Source organism: Cyclobacterium xiamenense, assembly GCF_009467825.1.
Lineage (GTDB): Bacteria > Bacteroidota > Bacteroidia > Cytophagales > Cyclobacteriaceae > Cyclobacterium > Cyclobacterium xiamenense.
In genome coordinates this window covers 1-1138 of record NZ_WIOK01000081.1, presented here as the reverse complement: position 1 = coordinate 1138, position 1138 = coordinate 1, and the positions used below count along the sequence as shown (strand labels likewise).

Sequence of the window (1138 nt, the reverse complement as noted above, 5' to 3'; positions counted from 1 at the left end):
ACGTCCTCGATGGTCTCGTCGCCCTGGTACAGGGGCGAAAGGGTAATGGGCAGTCCGTCCTCGCAGAGGATGTCTTCCACAAAGCTACGGGTGGCACCCCCGGTGTAGGAATAGTAACTCTGTACGTGGTTGGTGTAAATACCCAGCTGGTACCTTCTCCAGATCATTACCTCCGGATTACCACTCAGGTCGAGAATACGTTGATACGCGTTGAAATCGTTTTCCGGATCGCCGGTGGAATACAGGGAATAGGGACCGTTTTCCATCACTTCCTGCGCCGCTTCGGCTGCTTCACGCAACCACATCTCGGCATTGGAGCCTCCGTGGTATTTTCTCCAGGTGCCCTCGTTCAGACAAACCCGGGCCTTGATGGCAAGGGCCGCCCAGCGGTTGACCCGGCCGGGAGCGTTGCCATCACCCCAATCGTTGGGAATGTGCTCAGCAGCAAAGGTGAGGTCCTCCAGCACGTTGGCCATCACCTCTTCCCGGGGAGTGCGCGCTGCAAACAGTTCTTCGGAGTCGATGTTCAATTCTTTATCTACCCAGGGCACATCGCCAAACATCATCACCTTCTGGGCGTAAAACCATCCCCGCATCAGCCGGGCTTCGCCCACGTACTTGTTGCGGGCGGCCTCTGAGATATCCGCATTGGGGTAGTTTTCCAGGCCGATATTGATGGCCCGCACAAAATCCCAACCTCTCCAGCCAAACCATTGGGGACCGGTAGGGGTGATTTCCCTGCCCGAGCGAATCCGCTGATAGAAGGTATGCCGCGGATGATTCGGCGCCAGGTTATCAGCCAGTCCGTCCAGGAACCAATAACTGTGTCGGTGGCTGGCGAACCCATTGTTATGCCCGTGCATTATGGGAATATTCTCATCGTTCAAGGCCATGTGGTAAAAGGTATTGTTGTACGTGGCCAGATCGTTTTCGGTATTCCAATACGTTTCGTTCGAAACTTCATCCAGAGGAAATCGCTCCAGGAATTCGTCGTTGCAGGCGCCCAGCAGAACCGTGGCCAGTAGCAGGGAGCCGGCGATTAATTTATAATTTTTCATAATCTTCAGTGCTTTTGAGGTTAAAATGACAGCCGTACACCCAATGTGTAAATTCGTTGCATGGGGTATTCGATCGCACC

General features: G+C 54.1%; 1 protein-coding gene. It reads right to left on the bottom strand.

Annotated elements, in window-relative coordinates; genetic code table 11:
- A partial coding sequence (locus GCU44_RS22925; RefSeq protein WP_174238288.1) for a RagB/SusD family nutrient uptake outer membrane protein occupies positions 1 to 1058 on the bottom strand: 1058 nt, incomplete at its 3' end.
- Between the last annotated feature and the right edge of the window lie 80 nt (positions 1059 to 1138).